Annotated in this window: 10 protein-coding genes and 4 pseudogenes; 8 read left to right on the forward strand and 6 right to left on the reverse strand. The window is 37.6% G+C overall.

Translation table 11 applies throughout. The features are described from left to right. The first annotated feature begins 2 nt into the window (after positions 1-2). Positions 3-278: a DUF4236 domain-containing protein gene (locus FTT71_RS06465; protein ID WP_257229828.1), complete on the forward strand. Its 276-nt coding sequence runs from the start codon at positions 3-5 to the stop codon at positions 276-278. A 99-nt stretch (positions 279-377) separates the two neighbouring features. Continuing rightward, positions 378-692 carry a hypothetical protein gene (locus tag FTT71_RS06470; protein ID WP_180160819.1) on the forward strand — a complete coding sequence of 105 codons (315 nt, stop codon included), beginning with the start codon at positions 378-380 and terminating at the stop codon, positions 690-692. A gap of 69 nt (positions 693-761) precedes the next feature. On the opposite strand, the pseudogene FTT71_RS13320 reads toward FTT71_RS06470, so the two are convergent. Beyond that, a pseudogene (locus FTT71_RS13320) lies at positions 762-1,025 on the reverse strand (hypothetical protein). A gap of 363 nt (positions 1,026-1,388) precedes the next feature. Between FTT71_RS13320 and FTT71_RS06475 the strand changes: the two are divergent. Genes FTT71_RS06475 through FTT71_RS06485 form a run of 3 tightly spaced genes read left to right on the forward strand, consistent with a single transcriptional unit; the run spans position 1,389 to position 7,553 of the window. Then, the gene (locus FTT71_RS06475; RefSeq protein ID WP_180160820.1) at positions 1,389-2,063 is read left to right on the forward strand and encodes a hypothetical protein; all 675 of its coding nucleotides are present in this window, start codon (positions 1,389-1,391) and stop codon (positions 2,061-2,063) included. Beyond that, positions 2,063-4,336 carry a hypothetical protein gene (locus FTT71_RS06480; protein WP_180160821.1) on the forward strand — a complete coding sequence of 758 codons (2,274 nt, stop codon included), beginning with the start codon at positions 2,063-2,065 and terminating at the stop codon, positions 4,334-4,336. The genes FTT71_RS06475 and FTT71_RS06480 overlap by 1 nt, the downstream gene beginning before the upstream one ends. Continuing rightward, complete coding sequence (locus tag FTT71_RS06485; RefSeq protein WP_180160822.1) at positions 4,320-7,553, forward strand: site-specific integrase; 3,234 nt, start codon at positions 4,320-4,322, stop codon at positions 7,551-7,553. Before FTT71_RS06480 ends, FTT71_RS06485 begins: the two co-directional genes overlap by 17 nt. A 129-nt stretch (positions 7,554-7,682) precedes the next feature. On the opposite strand, the gene FTT71_RS06490 is transcribed toward FTT71_RS06485, so the two are convergent. The 4 genes and pseudogenes from FTT71_RS06490 to FTT71_RS06505 all read right to left on the reverse strand — a co-directional run bounded on the left by FTT71_RS06490 (position 7,683) and on the right by FTT71_RS06505 (position 11,011). Continuing rightward, complete coding sequence (locus FTT71_RS06490) at positions 7,683-7,853, reverse strand: hypothetical protein (RefSeq protein WP_160241757.1); 171 nt, start codon at positions 7,851-7,853, stop codon at positions 7,683-7,685. A 14-nt stretch (positions 7,854-7,867) separates the two neighbouring features. Continuing rightward, positions 7,868-8,179: pseudogene (locus FTT71_RS06495) on the reverse strand (aconitase family protein); the annotation flags it as partial. A 484-nt stretch (positions 8,180-8,663) separates the two neighbouring features. After that, positions 8,664-9,893, reverse strand: coding sequence for an acetamidase/formamidase family protein (locus tag FTT71_RS06500; RefSeq protein ID WP_180160835.1), 1,230 nt, complete (start codon positions 9,891-9,893; stop codon positions 8,664-8,666). 186 nt (positions 9,894-10,079) lie between these two features. Next, a pseudogene (locus FTT71_RS06505) lies at positions 10,080-11,011 on the reverse strand (IS5 family transposase). A 190-nt stretch (positions 11,012-11,201) separates the two neighbouring features. Between FTT71_RS06505 and FTT71_RS06510 the strand changes: the two are divergent. The 3 genes and pseudogenes from FTT71_RS06510 to FTT71_RS06520 all read left to right on the forward strand — a co-directional run. Next, a pseudogene (locus tag FTT71_RS06510) lies at positions 11,202-11,375 on the forward strand (VF530 family DNA-binding protein); the annotation flags it as partial. 569 nt (positions 11,376-11,944) lie between these two features. Then, a complete protein-coding gene (locus FTT71_RS06515) occupies positions 11,945-12,247 on the forward strand; it encodes a helix-turn-helix transcriptional regulator (protein ID WP_070153706.1) in 303 nt (100 codons plus the stop codon). A gap of 4 nt (positions 12,248-12,251) precedes the next feature. Then, positions 12,252-13,511, forward strand: coding sequence for a type II toxin-antitoxin system HipA family toxin (locus FTT71_RS06520; RefSeq protein WP_131261189.1), 1,260 nt, complete (start codon positions 12,252-12,254; stop codon positions 13,509-13,511). A gap of 65 nt (positions 13,512-13,576) precedes the next feature. Here FTT71_RS06520 and cas3f read toward each other — a convergent pair whose 3' ends face one another. Then, positions 13,577-16,765, reverse strand: a complete 3,189-nt coding sequence (gene cas3f, locus FTT71_RS06525; protein ID WP_180073088.1) for a type I-F CRISPR-associated helicase Cas3f — start codon at positions 16,763-16,765, stop codon at positions 13,577-13,579. Positions 16,766-16,822: the final 57 nt, after the last annotated feature.

The following is a 16,822-nucleotide window of genomic DNA, read 5'->3' on the forward strand; positions in this document are numbered from 1 at the left end:
ATCTGACGCATAAAGGCATCAGCAGTGCAAGCATTGGCAAACCTGGTGCTTCTTTAAATATTGGCAAAAAAGGCACCCGAACCAGCGTTGGTATTCCAGGCACAGGCCTATCCTATTCCAAGCACCACACCTATAAGAACAGAGCTGGCAACCAAGAGAATCCTATTCAGGAGCAACAACCGTTCTATACATCAGATACCGAGCAACCCAAATCGAATGTCTGGATTTGGGTAATTTTTGGATTATTTTGTTTTATTGTCGGAGCAATTATTTTTTGAATTTAGCCATTCTTTGTATCCCATAATATCCACTGCTAGGCAAAATTTAATTCATTCATTACTATGGACGGATGTTAAATACAATAAAGGCTGCCGCTAATGTCTGATAATGACAATACTCTGGAATATGATGAAAATGATTTAATCGATTCTCCCTTATCTCAAATTTTACAAGAGGATAATGAGCAAATTGAAGTTCTAATTTATCGATTACCTGATAGTGACTGGACACTGGAAGTGGTAAACCAAAATGGTACTTCTACGGTATGGGATGAAACATTCCTGTCAGATCAGGAAGCTCTATCTGTCGCTTTAGATGGAATTAAAGCCGCAGGCGGTATTCAGGCCTTTTCAGAGCTCAGTGACCTTGAAGCAAAGAACAATATTTTTCCTGAATTCCTTACTCGCCATTAAAAATGAAGCTGCTGGCTTGGATCTGAGTCAGTATTTTCTGGATTCTTAGAACCTGTCGCGATGATAGGTTCACTTCAACCCAAACCCATCTAGTGTTGAAGGGTCAAAATTTTCATCAAACATAAACTCATCTGCTCGCTCTTTTATTAATGTCGCCAAGGCATAAAAGAAACATTTCTCACATAACTGCAATTCATATCTTTCCCCGTCATGCTTGGAACCATAGCCTCAATGCGCCGATAAAGTTCCAAACTCCAGTTTCGTTGATTGGTTGCATACATCACATACAACATCTGTAACGACTTCTACCTGTTTCAGTTGTTTAATTTCCATATACGGCTCCCGATATCAATCATGTTAAATTTGTCTACATACTTATCAAAAATTGACTCCTGTTGGGTTTTAATTACCATTAAAAAAGATCAAATTTGAGCATTGTTATTGTAATAATCAACTGTACCCATCCCTACTGTATTCATTGTAATCTGCTATGTGAACATCATAATAGAAACATGATATTTTTTGCCAACTCACAAATATAGCTAACTAATAGTGAGTATCTAATCGAGGAGGAAAATTTGAAACTTTCAATAATAAATAAACTTTAAAAACAAGAAAAAAATGATTCCTCCTGCCATTTTCAAAAGCTCCAAATATACGTAAGTATTACTGTATTATTTTTATTCAATAACACACATGGATTTGACATCTGAACTACTTTTAAAGTTTCCAGCAACACAGATAATTACTCTAAAAAATTTCAAAAAAAGCAGAATCACCATTCATCCACAGGCGTATGGTTTCAACTTATGCTACTTAAATATGTTTAAAAATCTCACTGCAGATTTAGATATTTCTAATCGCATAAAAGAACTCCATGTGTGGAAAACTTCAGAATTTGATGGCTACTCCATTTTCAATAATATTCACTTATATCTTAGCTATTTAAAGCAAGATATTAATGAAGTCACTTTAATTATTCACAATCAACAATCTTTTTCAGATGATGAGTTAGCATTTCTGATGGAGTTGTGCAGTCGTGAATTTATTCAATTCATCAAATCTACAAAATTTGATATTCGGTCGTTAAATCCACGAAAAACATTGCATTTAATTAACACACATCTTTCACGTCAAACACTATTAACTCTTAACAAAAAATCATCTTTGAAGCCACACCATCAAATGAGTCTGGAACTACTTGCACAACTACTCTCATGTTCTCGAAACCAACTCAATCAGCGCATTAAAAATATCAAACAACAGCGTACACAAATTATTAATGAATTATCACTACACAGCAGTTGTGTAAAAGAACTTATCGATCGCCCTGATAGCTGCATAACTACAGAAAAAATTTGGAGATCATAATGTTGAATGATCTAAATGAACATATTGATTTACCTATCATTTCGCTCCAAAAAACAATTGAAAAATTATTTGGTGATGAGCAATTTGAACGTGCACAACACATCAACTTTGTAATTAAACTATTGTCTTTGCAACAGGCTGACAACTTTCTAGATGGTCTCAATCTCGATTGCTTTGACATCGATGTAGAATTTCAGTCAAATCTGCCCAAACCTTCAGTAATCTCTTTTTCTAAAAAAGTTAAGATCAGCAATCTACCGATCACTTCATATATCAATTCAGTTGCGCAATTATCTGAGTCACAAACTCATGCGCAACATTGGAATATTCTAGTTTTAAAAGCGGCAATTTATTTAATTGCTCTTCCTGAGCTCAAGCCAGATCTTTTTAAACAAGCACACACAGAACACTTCAATACCGTAAAGCGCTTATTCCAACGCTTTAGGACTGCAAATAAAAATTTAGATACTGAAAAAAAATATCAAAATACAGAAGAGTATCAACGTCTCTGGAGTACCTATCTTCAAGATCCAACACAGAGCTTAGAACAATTTATTCAACATCTGATCACATTAGATACGGATGAATTGCCTGAGTTTGATCGCAATCTACTCAATGATATTCGGATTACTTTTAACTACATTTTAAAAAACAAAGCGAAGATTGCACGTGCAAGTATCGATACGCAGCTTCAACATCAGTTTCTTGATGAAGAACAATTCATTGAAGAAAGTATCGAAATAAAAAAAGGGGCCTCGCCTAAGGCACTGAGTATAGAAACCTTAATCGATAAGCCGATTAATCGGCAAATTGTTGTCAATCCAACTGACGTCACACCACTCGCAGCACATTCAGAAACAAGTCAAAACTATGTTCTACCGCTTGTTGCAAAACATATTCAACGCAAAGAACATTTACTTACGTCGAGTAGTTTTTTTCCGAATCCATCTAGCGTGAACCATCTACTGAAAAGACTTCATGTGGACTACTCTGAACATCAAAATAAAAGTGCTTTAATCCTGATGCTCGCATTTTTGACAGGCAACAGTGTGAATGAGTGGCTATATATACAAAGCAAGCGAGCTAAAAGCTTAAATAACCGCCAAAAATTGATCCATAAAAATGATCAATTCTTCTTAAGCAGTAAATTTAATGTATTTGAGAACCGTGATTTTGAGTATTCAACAAGCTTACTTAATCAGACGATCTATTTAGACATTCCAATCCCGAATCTATTCATTGAGGATCTCCGCAAAATGGATTCGGTTAGTTTCGATGATATACAGCAATATTTACGCAAATTAAGACAAGAATTATTGATTCCAAAACTGTCTGTCGTAAAGGTAAGTTCTCTACTGCATCATACGGTTCTTGCAAAAACAGGGAATAAACAACTCGCAGATTTAATCACAGGGATTGATGCCAATCAGTCATCTTCTATTTCTTATTGTCATCAGAATATTCCACGATTACATGCACAATATGTTGATATTCTAAAATCACTTTGTGCAGATATAGCAAGCACATATGAAAGCTGTGTACGTTCGCTCCCTGATTCAATAACTCATTTTGGTAGTCGTAAAGCTCCAAAACCACAGGTCATTACAGAGATTTTTGCTGTATTGAAATTTAATATTTTTTCACAAGCCGAAGATGATCTAATTTCAATCTTTAATCATTATAATATCTGGCTATGGCATATCCTTCTTCTTTTTACAGCAGCACGCCCCGTTGCTGAATTCCCTGGATTTCTTAAAAACTTTAATTTAAAACGCCAAATTTTGATGGTTTCAGACAAAGAAGTAGGCGGCCGTAATGGATTTGGACGCCTCATTCCACTTTGCCCATTTTTAGTTGAAGAGATAAAAAAATTCCTTAAATTTTTAAAATATTTTTCGATTCAAATCGCGATGAATTACCCACTTTTAAATGATGTCATACAACAAATAGAAACAAGTAAGTTACCCTTGCTTGGAATCATTCAAAATAACAAGTGGACACCACTAAGACCTTATACAGTCAAAAATTTCCATCCTGAATTAGGACTTGCTCATGAAAATTGGCATCGCCACACAGCTCGTGCATTTTTGACTCATAGATTTTCTGAACCTGAAATTTTAGCTCTATTTGGGCATGAGCTCATGCAACAAGAAGCAGCACATCCATTTTCCAGTTTATCGCTCTCACAATTTTCTAAAATTGCAGATGTTTTAGAGCAAATGAAAACATATTTTAAAATTACAGGTGTTGAAGCTCATGTCATCACGCAATAAAAAAATCTCAGAAAAACGCTATGCTGAAGACAGACGTCAATTCAAACGAGATGAGCCTAAAAAGGACATACGAGCTAATGCAGAACAAGAGCTCCGACAATACTTTGATGAACAAAAATTCTCAAATGAAGACTTAATTCAAGCTTATCCTGCAATTTATGAGTTTATTAAACGTAAAGCACCGAATCTTGCCTGGAAAAAATATGCTCATGAATTCTTCCGAACATATATCAAAGACCTCAATAAAAGTAATAACCTAGACCTCCCACTACCTTATCTCACCTTTGAGATGAAACGCGATGAACCAATTTTCACCCTAGATTGGATCCAAGCAGGTCATGAAATTGACATCATCCTCGAAAAGCTGTGGGATTACTGGATTCTTGCTCAAGATAGTTCCGCTTTTTCTGATGATGAAATTATTGGGAATATTCTGCTTTGCTCAATGTTATACGGTGGATTAAATCAAACAGCTTCATTAAAGGCTTTGCTCGAACATTTAAAAAACCCTGAAAAAATCCAAAAAATTTGCGATTTTAATATCATCTTTTTAGAGCCACTTTCTCCAAGCTATGGCGATCTATTTGTTGATGAAAAAACAATACGAAAATCACGTAATTTTGTTCCAGATCAACTCACACGACTCTGGCTCATTCACTTCAATACAAGACAAATTCGTGACATCAGTCTAGACGTGAATGCGTATCTGCACATCATTTTTCAAAAAGTTAAACATCAATACACCAAAAAGACTTTTAAGTTTTTACGTGACTACGCCAATTTTAATTGGCTACAACTGCAGAATGCAGATGTTGATCCTGCCCTTTCACAATGTTTGTTAGAAAACACACTCACGTGTGGTTTATCAGAACATGAGTTTGAAAACTTTGCATTCCCAAAATTTAAAACTCAATTAAGTGATGAAATCGAACGAAATGTCTCTTCTACAGCCAAAGTCCTACCAGATCTCAATACGTCTGAAGCAGTAGAGAATGTGATATTTATTCATAAAAACTTGCTCAAAATAATTCGCACATCATCAACGGACCAACCTATTGCTGAACTCATTATTGATTTTTGCCTGCGTCACCAAGAGCAGTTTAATGAGTTTTCTAAACGTATTATTTTGTGGCTCATCAGTCTCTATCGACCAAGTTCAGAGCAAATAAAAAAATTATCAACCACCTTTGATTTTGATACTACTCAGTACACGAAGGCATTTCAAGACAATCAAAAACTCGCAGATAGTTCAATCTATACATATTACACCCGGATCGCAGAACCGTTTTTAACTCATGCCTTACAATACTGCGATGCCGACGATGACATTAATGATCTGCTGAACAAAATCTATCAACAAATCATTAGCAATACACGACTTGCTGATGAAGCAGATCGACCTGAGTTTAAAAAATCTAAAGACCAAACAATCCGCATGTTGAAACGCTTTCACACCTTTCAACAAATTGTTTTTCAAGCAGAAGATTTTGAACTTGAATTTATTGCATCGCAAAGTCGACCACGGGCACGCATCATAGGTCACACAGCCTTCCAAGTCATATTAAAGAAGTTAAATCAGCTCTTACATGACCAATCCATCTCAGACCATCACTATAAATTATTAAAAATTATTTATATTTTGGCTTACCGTACTGGTATGCGTATTAACGAAATACTCGGGTTACGTGTAAAAGATATCGAGGGTTTAAATCAATTTTCAATCTGGGTTCAACCTTATGGTTCAAAAAAGCAAGGGAATCAACATCTGCTCAAAACTGATAGTGCGGAACGGATTGTGCCTGCCTACGCTTTGCTAAAAGATGATGAGTACCAATTCTTTAGCGATTTTGTTGTTGAAAAACGTTTAGAGAATAAGAAAAGTTTATATTTATTCAGCAACTTGAATGAAAATAAAAAACTGAATAAACACACTGTCACCGTACCCCTAAAACTGATATTAAATCAGGTCTTTAAAGGGCATCATTACTCCTTTCACTCTTTTCGTCACACTGCAGCGAATCATTTATCGCTTTTACTGAACTGTGAATATGCACCACTTGTGCAAAAGCTAACCGACTATAGCGAAAACGAATATCAAAAAATTCGAGCTGAGCTACTTCAAAATCAACATGGACAAAACCATTGGTTTGTTATTGCACATCTCTTAGGACATATAGAGCCAGTTGAAACATTCAAAAGCTATATTCATTTAAGTTATCTAATTGCTGGTCAAAAACTACTAAAACATCATCCAGATATGCCTAATGAATTGGCTAAAAAAATTATGGGCCACAATGCAACGTTTAAAAATTTGCAAATAACAAATGATGAAAAAGACTTTAATTTTGAAAAAAACCAGGCCGCTCTATCAACTATATTATTGAACGATCAAACAAAATGGCTTCAAAGTAATGCTACTGACATTTTAGATGAACTGTCGTTACAAATAGATCAATCCCATGATTTTTTTGATTTCTTTGTTGGAACAGAAGATTCTAAAATTTCACTTCAACGCTTCTATGAAACGCTCAATATATTGGAGACTACTAAAGATCCTAAAAGTACAGCTCAACGTATGTGCTTGCCAGAAGAACTCGTCAATTATTGGTATGAAAATGCTCTAAATTTAGCAAACATTAAATCAAAAAAAGGGAATCCACGTTTATTTAGTATTGATAGCTCAACCCACTTAAAACCAGCAATGCTTGATAGCGCTGAAGAGCTTCATGCGGTGACTTATTTTTTTGAACATCTACAGAAAATAGCTCGTAAAAATCCAATACAAATTGCATGCGTCCTGAATATATTTTTGAATCGAGTGACCGCATCACACACAGGTATCCATTATCGCTGGAAGGATATCGATCAACTCGAACATTTTTACTCCCAAGTTAAGGCTTTATTTCCTGCCAAATTTTGGCACTTACTTGGACAAGATTTACAAACAAAGTTAGATGCTAAACAACAGCCTCAACTTTTCAAATTAGCAAAAGCATCAACAGATAAACATCCATCGACTCTAGAGGAGTTTCCTCGTCTACAACTCTACTCAGTAAAAGATGGTCATGCTCTTGCTGCATTTAAATTTTGCTTACATCTAGCATGTATTGGTCGCCCACGATCTGTTCAGCTTAATGGATTAGATTACATGTCACCTGATACCGTACATAAGCCTACAACTGTATTCCACCAAGAGGAACTTATTGAAACTGATTAAATCGCCGACTGGACTGCTACAAGTATCCTAGACACGAGACAGCCTCATTTTGAAGCTGCCTCAAATGCTTCTGGGCTCATTCCTTAACTGACCAGCATTGTGGTAGGTATCGGGCTTTCATCATTTAATTTAGGAAGTGAGCAAATTACGCAGGACATAGTGCAAGATCCCACAGACCTTAAAGTATTCCACCTCATTCAAGGTATCAATACGACACAACACTTGAAAACGGTTAAATGTACCATCGATATGTTGTACTTCTACATCCAGTATTTGATGCGGATGAATATCATCTGACAAACCTAGAATTGAAAGGAGGTAATCGCTGAAATCACCACATCACCATGCTGCAACGGATATTTTTTACCCTCAATCATACAAAAAACATTTTCATGTGACAGGTTGGCGTGTTTTGCTTCAACAGCCGCACCTCCCCTCCTTCATTTTCCAGACGCTCTTTCTTCTTTGACCGGTTTCAAGATCAGATCCATCAAAGCATCAAAGGTATTCGGCACTTGCGACAATAGCACACGATCCTGCGGACGTTTCGGACCTGCCAGACTGGCTTCTACCGTCGACATATCTAAAGCCAGCGTATCTGTAAAGACGGGTTCATCCCTCGGATTGCACTAGGCAGCTAAATGCAGGGCTGCGAGGAAATTTTGCTAGAGAGTTGCCAACAATTCAGATCTGGCTGCCAATTCCGTAAGGAGATTAAGGTAAATTGAACCGCGTATTTTAACTGTATTTTCAGAGTGATTTCAGATCACTACGTAGCAAGGGCTTTTACAGATCGAAATGATAAAGTCATAAATTGCTTTTCAAAAAAAAGAAACTAATATGTTTCTTACAGGACCTAAAAGCAATAAATTTATCTACAATGAATAAGTCTTTACTTCAGCAAGGCTTTGTTGCATAAATATGTAAGCAACTGATTTAAATAAATTTAATTTTGGATTAAAAAATAATCAAAACTTTTAAAATCATATAGTTATGAAATCTTCGTGCAACAAAGCCCTTTCAAAGCATTACAAAAGAAAAAGCCAACTAACAATGTCTAAATTAGTTGGCAAAAGCACAAACCTATTTTTTTTCTAAGTTTTATTTAGTTTATTTTTCTTCTTTCTTAAACTCCTTAAAATCTGCTTTACGAATCATCGCGTGAATTCCTTTGGTTTTATCGACCACTTGAGACACCTCAAAATCCGTTGCAGCACTTAAGTACGCATACGCAATTTCTTCTGAAATCCCGTATTCATCTACAAGAAAACGTACTGCTTCACGAGTCGACTTACGCATCGCTTCATCAAGGTCTTCATCTAAACCCGGCGTAATCCAAAATTCATCATTTTCACCCAAAGGCTGCTTTAATGACTTACCTGGTATTTTGTCACTCCCCGCTTTTAATACCGTAATTTTAAAGGTCGCACGTGCAGAACCTTCAAGTGCGGTCAATGCAACCTCACCATCACCTTGAACAAAATGACTATCACCCGTATAGAACAACGCACCCGGTACTTGAACTGGATAGTAAGCCGTTGCACCTGCGGTTAAATCATTAATATCAATGTTACCGCCATAGAACGATGGTGGCACAGAATGCACAGGGGCGCTCGTATTTGGTGCAACGCCCATCGTGCCCATAAATGGATTCAATGGGAAACGAATTGCTTTGCCTGACTCGGTTTTTAAAACGCCTTCCCAAATACTCTCTTTATTCTTTTCAATTGGAGTAAAGATGGAAACATTGCCATAGGCTTCTGGGTTTGCAGGCGATGCATGATCATGCTTTTGACGCTTAGGAAACTCAGGCAATGTGCCTTTACCATGACGGTTTGAAATCACACCATAGGGCACACGTGGCTCAACTTTTAAAATCTCGACTTTTAAAATATCACCTGGCATTGCATCTTTGACATAGACAGGTCCGGTAATAATATGTGGACCATCTTTATGGAAATCGTGCTTTAACTTAGAACCTGTAATCAGTTTCGCTTCAGGCAAAATATGCTGAGGTTTCACACCTTTAGAGGTGAAATACTTTTCAGCATCACGCCCTTGGTCTTCAAGCAAGCCTTCATGCGAAACTGTATCAAAAGTAATAGTGCTGCCTGATGGAATGGTCAACACAGGTTTGGCATCTTTGTTAGGTAAATAGCCCCAAGTGATTGTATTCAAGGTGCTTGGAACATAATAATTCCCTTTATATTCCCCACTTTTGAGTAAGGTTGGTTGACTTTCAAGCTGTTTTAAAATTTTAAAATCTTCAGTTGCCGCATGTGCAGAAATAAAAGAAAAGCTTGATGCAACAACAAGAGACAAAGCTAAAGGTTTTAACATATGTTCAAATTCCATGAAAAATCAATGCAAGCTAACTTCATGCAATCCCAATGCCAATCTAGTACATACCCCACCATAAATATTCAAAATTTAATCATTTGATCGATCTCCACTTCTTTAAATAAATTTCAATAGGCTTTGTTGCATAAAGATTTTAAAGATAGAGCTTTCCTAAGTTGTTCGAATTTAAGTGACAACTTGGGTGTGAGGTCGGCCTAGCTCCGTAAACTTATTTAAGATAGCCACACGTGCATGAATCTCGTTGACTTGGCTATCAAAATTTCGAGCACTGAGCTTATCGCCTAATAATTTGATGCAGTGCATCTTGGTTTCTACCAGACTTCGCTGATGGTAGCCCGACCATTTTTTCCATAGTGTCCTGCCTAAATGTTTAACAGTGCGAAGTAATTTATTTCGCTCTAGCGAATGAACTTTTGTACCTTTCCAAGGCTTCGCATTTTTTCTAGGTGGAATAATCGCATGGGCATTTCGATCTGTGATCAACTGGCGACACCGCTTCGTGTCATAAGCACCATCGGTATAAACGGAGTCAATATGCTCATCTTGAGGAATCTGTTCGAGTAAATCACCAAGTACTTGTGAATCACTGACATTATTTGTCGTAAGCTGAACGGCACGTATTTTCAGTATTTCAGCATCTATACCAATATGCAGTTTACGCCATTGCCGACGGTATTCAGGCTGATGTTTCTTACGCTTCCATTCGCCTTCACCTAAAAATTTTAAACCCGTAGAGTCGACGAGTAGGTGTAACCCATCACGACTTTTCTGGTAGCTAATTTGAATATCAATATACTTTTGTCTTCTACAAAGCGTCGTGAAGTCTGGTGCTGTCCAATCTAATCCACAAAGTTTAATTAAGCTCTGAACAAAACCAGCAACCATGCGTAAAGTGAGTCTAAATAGAGATTTGATCATCAAAAGCATTGGATAGCAGCATCAGAATAGGTTTGATTTCGCCCTTGTTTGCCTTGAGGTTCTGCATACCATTGTGTTTTTGGATCGAATCAAATGGCAATATTCCCACGATTAATGAGAGCTCAGTTATATGCGGGCCAATTGGTTGTGCGGTAGATTTTGTGTGTAGGCTTCTTCATTTGGAAATTATATTGCCGAAGAAGCTCTTCAGAACAGCTTTGTGCAACAAAGCCGGTGAGAGTTATCGTTTGAAGGATAAAAGAATAGGGATTCAGCCACAGGTTAAAACTTAATACGAGGTCAAAGGGGTCAATTTTACTTTGCCATTTGTAAGGTAAAAGGGGGCAATTTAAGAATGCCGTTGACAATGATTACTACGGTGGCTTTGAAGGCTTAAGTCGCAAAATTGAAATTACATGTTTTTGCATAGACCCAAGTGTTAAATCATCAATACGATTCTTGCGTACCACACCATGGGCACATGAAAAAGTAGAAAGCTTATATTTGTACGTCTTACGCCAAAAGGCAAAACAGAAACCGTAGCCTCAGGCAACACCCCTTTCATTATAAAATTATACCAGTCAGTAAAATACTCTTAGATTAAGCATATGTATGTTGGTTATTATTGTTGATTATCACAATAAATTAGTGACCAAAAATCAAAGTACCCCACCACACCCTAAATTACATCACACAAAATAAAAACTCTATATAACTGTTATATATAGAGTTTATTAAAGTACCAATTACATTATTTAGTGTATTTTATGTCGGTGACTCTTGCCAAGGTTGGGGTCGCGAGTTCGAGTCTCGTTTCCCGCTCCAAATTCAAAAAAACCCTCATCGAAAGATGGGGGCTTTTTTATTGATTTTATATTATGTTATCCCCAATCATACTTTCTTTATTATCTTTTATTTCACAGTTTCGGGCCCCAAATACGACATATTCGTAGGTAGTTGCAAAAAATAAATGCATTAAAATCATTAGATTTCTTTAATCCAATAGAATCTCATCAGCCAATCAAGCATCTCATTATCGACCAACTGGCATAATTTCATAAATCCATTTTTTTGTGTTTTAATGGTGATATCACAATGTAAAACACAATATTATGGATTTAATATTCAAAAAACCTGAAGAAGTTGTTGCTTTATTATGTGAGAGGCTTCGTAAAGAACGTCTTTATCTGGAAATGACTCAGGCAGATGTTGCTGCGCGTGCGGGTATTGGTGTGAATACTGTATCTAATCTAGAAGCTGGTCGAAATGTTTCATTTGAAAATTTAGTACGTGTTGCCATGGTGCTCGGCCGATTAAAAGAATTAGAGGAACTTTTCAAACCACATTTAAATAGTGTAGATGACATGCTCCGCTATGAGAGTAATACGGCTCGCCAACGTATCAAAAGGAAATGAATCCATGCTCAAAAAACTTGATGTTTACTACAATGGATGGGGCGAATATTGGCTTTGGGGCACACTAGTTTCCTCAACTGCAATCACAGGTCGACCATTGATTGCTTTTGAATACAGCGCAGAAGCAATTAGTAAAGGTTTAGAGCTTTCATCTTACCTACTTCCGCTAAAAGGTGACCCATTAAGAAAGAACTTTCCTGCACATCAAATGGGATTACCAGGCCCTATATACGATGCCTTACCCGATGGCTGGGGCATGCTCCTGATGGATCGCTTATTTAAAAAAAATGGACTTAATCCAGCACGAGTTGGGCCTTTAGAACGCCTCACGTATATTAGTACACATGCAATGGGGGCATTATCCTTTGAACCTTCAGCATCCGAGTTAACATTAGCTGAAAATATTCCATTGCTAAGACTCGCTCAAGAAGTTCAGGAAGTTCTCAAAGGAGAAGGTGCCGAATTTTTACAGCATTTATTAATTATGGGCGGGTCTCCACAAGGTGCAAGGCCAAAAGCACTTGTTTATCGTGATCCTGTCACTAATGAATTCTCAACAGTTCACTCACATCAACATGAAGCTTGGCTGATCAAATTTCCCGCTCAGCAAGAGCATCCTGAAGTTTGTGCAATTGAAACTGTTTATGCAGAATGTTTGCGTCATTGTCATATTGACACCCCAGACACCCAATACTTCACTCTTCCGAATGGCCTAACTGCATTTGCCTCAAAAAGATTTGACCGCTGCGATGGCATGCGCATCCCTATGCAAAGTTTAGCTGCCTTTACAGGGGCTGATTTTAAATCACCTGGGAGTTTAGACTACAGCAACTTTCTTCGTGCTACACACTTTTGTACCAATGATATTCGCGAAAAAGCGATTGCATTCAAGCGCGCTGTTTTCAATGTGGTGTTCAATAATCGAGATGATCATTGCAAAAACTTTTCGTTTTTAATGTCTCAAAATGGACAATGGAAACTCGCCCCAGCCTACGACGTTACTTTCTGTGAAGGCCCAGGTGGATATCATCAAATGGATATTATGGGTGAAGCACTGGATATTACTCGGTCTGCCATTGTCAAACTGGGCATTCAGGAAGCAGAGCTTTCTATTCAAGAGGTTGATGAAATGATTAACTCAATTTGCGAAGTTGCCAGCCGATTTACGAAGATTGCTCATGATCTATTACCTGAACAAATTAGATCTGAAACTCTCCAAATGATCCAAAATAGGATTGAGCATAATATTCATTTATTGAATTGAATATAAACCATCCGATTTAATCAAAAGCAATCTGGAAATACATATAAAATTTAATCAATAACAGATCAGTGATAAACCCCGAACCCAAGATGGTATATCCACTGCGGGCTTTGGTCATTATAAACAGACAAAGACAACTTACATCCCTCTTGCACTGCAAGCCCATACTCTAATGTTAGCTCCTTGAGTTGCGCAGGTGATAAACTCAACCAAGCATTATCAGGAGCTGGTTCAATATTAAAAGTGACACTTTTAACAGCTTGCTCATATTTTCCAGTCTGAATATTCAGTTCTACGGAATCTGGAAAATGCTGATAAATAGATAATTCATCATCCTCAACATCAAAGCTATATACTTCCTGATTTTGCATATCTCTTAGACATGTATCTTTATATAACTGTTCCGTTAGCAAAGCTGCATTCACCTGAATATTAGAAAAGAGTTGTTCACCTTCTGAAGCAAAAAAGTCCTGATTAAACTTTTGAATTTGTTCATCATCATATTTTGTAAAGTCGCAGGTATTGGCATTGAATCTAAGTCTGGCATCAACCACCAGTTCATTATTAGACCAAGGCAAAAGTTGCGATAAATCTTGCGATTTATATTGTTTTTTGGTGTCCACATAACCTTCATAACCAGGCCGATTAAATACCGCCTGCTTTTTTGGCTGAGTTCTATCTTTATTTGCACAGTATTTATAGTTAAATTGTGGAATTACAATGTTGGGATGTTGCACAATATTTAAGCGATGTCGATTAACACGCCCTGCTGTCTGAACTATCGACTGCACACTTGAAGCATCAATAATCGCCCAGTCAAAATCATGATCGCGCCCAACTTCTTCTACAGGCGTCGCAATCACAATCAATGGAATATCTATAGCGTTAGAGGTCTGAACGATATTTAATATCTCTTCATCCGTATAAATATGTTCATTTCCCGTTGGGCGTTTTGTGCCATTTTTATGCCGCGTGAGCAAAAAGTCGAGTCGTTTTTCTTTGTGGAATCGTGAAATTAGCCAATCATGAGCATGGTAACAAGCAATCTGTGCATGTGGTAGTCGGCCTGATAAATGCTTTGCTAAATCAATAGCATGTTTGATATTTGCCACACGGATTAAACCAAATGAAAGTTTTTTGTCCTGTTTTTTAAGTGACCATCGATGTTGTTGATGTAGAGCTTCTGTCTGCTCCAAAATCGTCCTTTTCCATTGATCAACAGAAGGATTTTCAATACTGGCTAAACGTGCCAAACGATATGGCTGTTCTGCTTTAACCGTAAGAACGTGCTGCAACTCATCTAAATGCTGTTGATAAACCTGATTAAATACTGATGGTTCATGGCTTTTTTGTACCAGTATTTTAGGCTTCAATTCATTGTCTGCAATCGCTGCAATAAATTTTTGTGGTTCCTTATATAAGGCTGCGCGAAGCTCGACTCCTGATTCAAAAGCGCGGTAAATGCTATCTGCGACTGTTGCTGAAAGCGTTGCAGATGAACAAATGACATGACGACCATACATTGCAGCCAATTGGACTAAACGCAATACAGCGATTAATGATTTAGGTTCATAACCATCAATTTCATCTAAAATCAGATCACTGCTCATTATTCTGAGCAATGCTTTAACATGATGCCCTTGTCGATGTGGCTCGCCTGCCGCGATTAAATAATCAATCGTGGATACCAATAAAGGCGAGGCTAAAACATTTTGAGCAACTTTATCTACTCCCCTTTTTCCTTTGACTATTTTAGTAAATAGAGGATGCAACCACTGTGGTAAGTCTTGATCCTGTGCATAAGCATCAAATACAGGTTCTGGTAAATTTTCATCTTCATCAGCCACAGACGCATTTGCACGACTTTCATTAAATAACTTTTGGCTGACATGATCACCAATAATCACGGCAATTTCATCATCCGACAGATTCATGGAGCTTTTAAGTGCATCACCAGTCTGTAACGTTAATGAGCGAAGATTCAGTGCAATGGCAAGGCGTGGATCATTCGGTCTTAATATACATGCTGCACGCAGGTTCATTCTGGTTTTACCACTCCCCGTTCCTGCAATATTCAGCAATAAGCAAGGGGTATCTGGCATTTTATTGATTTGCTTTTGTAAGGCATGAGCAACCAAATTTTGCCACTGAAATCTGGGTAAAGTAGAAGGCTGACAGATAAACTCAACCGTTTGTTCACTTAAACCAGCAAGATTCAAATCTGTCATCATTTTTGTGGCGATATACGCAGCACGATCTCCAACCTGCTGCAAATGCCAATCCAGAGGTTGATCTTGCATTCGCTCCTTTTTGCCTTGTGGACTATTTTTTATCTTTGTATTGGCAAATAGGCTGACATTTTCAGGTTTTGTTTCAGAAAACTGTTCCGCAGAAACGGTATGGTCTGCATGAATGAGTGCTGCGCGGCTATGTAGTGCTAAAGCTTTCCAATATAACTGTTGATCTTCCGTTGCTTGGGTCATTTTCGCTAAGCGGGCCATACGGTTTTGGTGACTTTTAAATATGCTGTCATTTAAATCACCCGCACAGGTGAATTGTTCTACACGAGGATGTTTTTCCCTGACATGCAAATCCGCATTTGGATACCAGTTGTTATCTCCCAATAAGCCATGATGCGTCACCACCAAATAATCCACGGCTTCTAATTCATTCAGCAAAAATTGTTTTCTTATCTTAGTACGTTCGCCCAGGGTTAAATCTGTTAAGTTACGATCAATATTTTTCCATGCTTCTGGCCAATTCCAGTTATTTTTACGCATTTGCTGCAATAGTTTCATCGACAACCATTCATGTCGTACATCATCTTTGAGCATCTGCCCTGCCATCGCAGGACTTAATTTGCTTTGAAAGTGCTGAGAAGCCTTACCAATGTCATGTACATCACCTGCAGCACCTGCAAGTAAACTTGCTGCTCGAACCCATTCAGGCACTTGCAGCTGCTTTTGTTGTTTACATGTCGAAGCAACTGGATAAGCACCCTCTAAATTAAAACGATGCTTAGAACCTACGACCCAAACCAATTTCATTCTGCGCATACCATAATTCACATAAGCTGCTACAGCAGTTTGACGTGTTGCTGTTTTTTTCAGTGCACTGCGAATTTCTTTAAGTCCTTCCATGGTCATAGGTGCCTGCCATGAACTTTGCCCAGTGCGAATTGCATAGCTATCTAAAACAGCTCTGGTCTTTTTTAAAGCGCGTTTTTCACAAGCGGATATAAAAATTGTATGCATATTGGATGGATATAATTATTCATTGGATTTAATCGCATCTCTGCGACACATCATGTC

This window comes from Acinetobacter sp. YH01004 (genome assembly GCF_013420455.1).
In the GTDB taxonomy this organism is placed as follows: Bacteria; Pseudomonadota; Gammaproteobacteria; order Pseudomonadales; family Moraxellaceae; genus Acinetobacter; species Acinetobacter towneri.

Excerpts from the sequence above, each read along its gene's own strand:
- FTT71_RS06470 (WP_180160819.1), top strand. The coding sequence starts at position 378 with ATGTCTGATAATGACAATACTCTGGAATATGATGAAAATGATTTAATC.
- FTT71_RS06475 (WP_180160820.1), top strand. The coding sequence starts at position 1,389 with ATGGATTTGACATCTGAACTACTTTTAAAGTTTCCAGCAACACAGATA.
- FTT71_RS06480 (WP_180160821.1), top strand. The coding sequence starts at position 2,063 with ATGTTGAATGATCTAAATGAACATATTGATTTACCTATCATTTCGCTC.
- FTT71_RS06485 (WP_180160822.1), top strand. The coding sequence starts at position 4,320 with ATGTCATCACGCAATAAAAAAATCTCAGAAAAACGCTATGCTGAAGAC.
- FTT71_RS06500 (WP_180160835.1), bottom strand. The coding sequence starts at position 9,893 with ATGTTAAAACCTTTAGCTTTGTCTCTTGTTGTTGCATCAAGCTTTTCT.
- FTT71_RS06515 (WP_070153706.1), top strand. The coding sequence starts at position 11,945 with ATGGATTTAATATTCAAAAAACCTGAAGAAGTTGTTGCTTTATTATGT.
- FTT71_RS06520 (WP_131261189.1), top strand. The coding sequence starts at position 12,252 with ATGCTCAAAAAACTTGATGTTTACTACAATGGATGGGGCGAATATTGG.
- cas3f (WP_180073088.1), bottom strand. The coding sequence starts at position 16,765 with ATGCATACAATTTTTATATCCGCTTGTGAAAAACGCGCTTTAAAAAAG.